This window comes from Pseudomonas sp. EGD-AK9 (assembly GCF_000465935.2).
Classification (GTDB): Bacteria; Pseudomonadota; Gammaproteobacteria; order Pseudomonadales; family Pseudomonadaceae; genus Aquipseudomonas.
Genome location: NZ_AVOF01000479.1, coordinates 1 through 1,912, shown reverse-complemented (window position 1 = coordinate 1,912; position 1,912 = coordinate 1). Strand labels below are relative to the sequence as shown.

Here is a 1,912-nt window from a genome sequence, read left to right as displayed (position 1 = left end):
GAGGCGCCGGGTGCGGTGGATGCCGGCGCGTTGGGCGAGGACCTGCGCCGCCGCGAGTTCCAGGTGATCATCGATACCCTGCGTGCCGAGCGCGGCCGCCGCAAGGAGGCCGCCGAACGCCTGGGCATCAGCCCGCGCACCCTGCGTTACAAGCTGGCGCAGATGCGCGATGCCGGTATGGACGTCGAGGCTTATCTCTACGCCAGCTAGCGCTGAAAGTTGCAAGCCGTAAGCTACAAGCGGCAAGTAACAGCTTCGTAGGTTGGGTTAGCGGCGCGGTACACCGGTCGATAAACCGGATGCGATAGTGGCGCGGCGCGTAACCCACCAAGCGATCGACCGCGTTGCGCCGATGGTGGGTTACGCCGCTGCCCTTGTGGCGTGATGTCTGGTAATCAGCGCATGCGGCTAACCCACCCTACGCTCTGTCCGGAGTGGGCTTCTTCTCGCGGCTTAAGGCTTGCAGCCTGTAGCTGGCTCCTTTGGCACCCTTGTTGCAAATACCCCTGCAACGCACCGCAAGTGTCAAAAAGCGGGCAGTGGAGGAAGTCATGAGCCAGGGTGTTGAATTCAATCGCTTGATGCTGGAAATGCGCGCCATGCAGTCCGAGGCGATGGCGCGGCAGAAGCCGGCCGTCAGCGAGCCGGTGCAGGGCGCGCCGAGTTTCTCGGAGATGCTCGGCCAGGCGGTGACCAAGGTCAACGAGACCCAGCAGGCCTCCAACAAGCTGGCTACCGCCTTCGAGATGGGGCAGAGCGGGGTGGACCTCACCGACGTGATGATCGCCTCACAGAAGGCCAGCGTGTCCTTCCAGGCCATGACCCAGGTGCGCAACAAGCTGGTCCAGGCTTATCAAGACATCATGCAGATGCCGGTTTGAGGGTTGATTGATGGCTGAAGCAGCAGTAGCAAACGTACCGGCCAAGGCGGACGCGGCGCAGGCCAAGGGCCCGTTGCTGGGTCTGAGCTTCCTGGAAAACCTCGCGGACATGTCGGTGCTGCGCCAGCTCGGCCTGCTGGTCGGCCTGGCTGCCAGCGTGGCCATCGGCTTCGCCGTGGTGCTCTGGTCGCAGCAGCCGGATTACCGTCCGCTCTACGGCAGCCTCAACGGCATGGACGCGACCCAGGTGGTGGAAACCCTCAGCGCCTCGGGCATCGATTACACCGTGGAGCCCACCTCCGGCGCGTTGCTGGTCAAGGCCGACGACCTGGCACGGGCGCGCATGCGCCTGGCCGCCGCCGGCGTGGCACCGACCGACAACAGCGTCGGCTTCGAGATTCTCGACCGCGAGCAGGGCCTGGGCACCAGCCAGTTCATGGAAGCCACCCGCTACCGCCGCGGCCTGGAAGGCGAGCTGGCGCGCACGGTCTCCAGCCTCAACAACGTCAAGGCAGCGCGCGTGCACCTGGCCATGCCCAAGGCCTCGGTGTTCGTCCGCGACGAGCGCAAGCCGTCGGCCTCGGTGCTGGTGGAACTGTATCCGGGCCGCGCCCTGGAGCCGAGCCAGGTGATGGCCATCGTCAACCTGGTCGCCACCAGCGTGCCGGAACTGGACAAGGGCCAGGTCACCGTCGTCGACCAGAAGGGCAACCTGCTCTCCGATCAGCAGGAGCTGTCCGAGCTGAGCATGGCCGGCAAGCAGTTCGACTACAGCCGGCGCATGGAAAGCCTGCTGACCCAGCGCGTGCACAACATCCTGCAGCCGGTGCTGGGCACCGGCCGCTACAAGGCCGAGGTGGCCGCCGACGTCGATTTCAGCGCGGTGGAGTCCACCTCCGAGATGTTCAACCCGGACCAGCCGGCGCTGCGCAGCGAGCAGCAGGTCAACGAACAGCGCCACAGCAGCCTGCCGCCGCAGGGCGTGCCCGGCGCGCTGTCCAATCAGCCGCCCGGCCCGGCCGCGGCTCCCG

3 protein-coding genes are annotated in these 1,912 nt (G+C 66.3%); all 3 read left to right on the top strand.

Annotated elements, in window-relative coordinates:
• Positions 1–210, top strand: a 210-nt coding sequence (locus tag N878_RS19125) for a helix-turn-helix domain-containing protein (protein WP_031303507.1), incomplete at its 5' end; no start/stop codon positions are given.
• A 341-nt stretch (positions 211–551) separates the two neighbouring features.
• Positions 552–881, top strand: coding sequence for a flagellar hook-basal body complex protein FliE (gene fliE, locus N878_RS19120; protein ID WP_021445177.1), 330 nt, complete (start codon positions 552–554; stop codon positions 879–881).
• Between the two features lie 10 nt (positions 882–891).
• The coding region (fliF, locus tag N878_RS19115; protein WP_021445176.1) for a flagellar basal-body MS-ring/collar protein FliF at positions 892–1,912 on the top strand (1,021 nt) is incomplete at its 3' end.

Bases quoted from the DNA above. Each gene is read 5' to 3' on its own strand.
- fliE (WP_021445177.1), top strand. From the start codon at position 552: ATGAGCCAGGGTGTTGAATTCAATCGCTTGATGCTGGAAATGCGCGCC.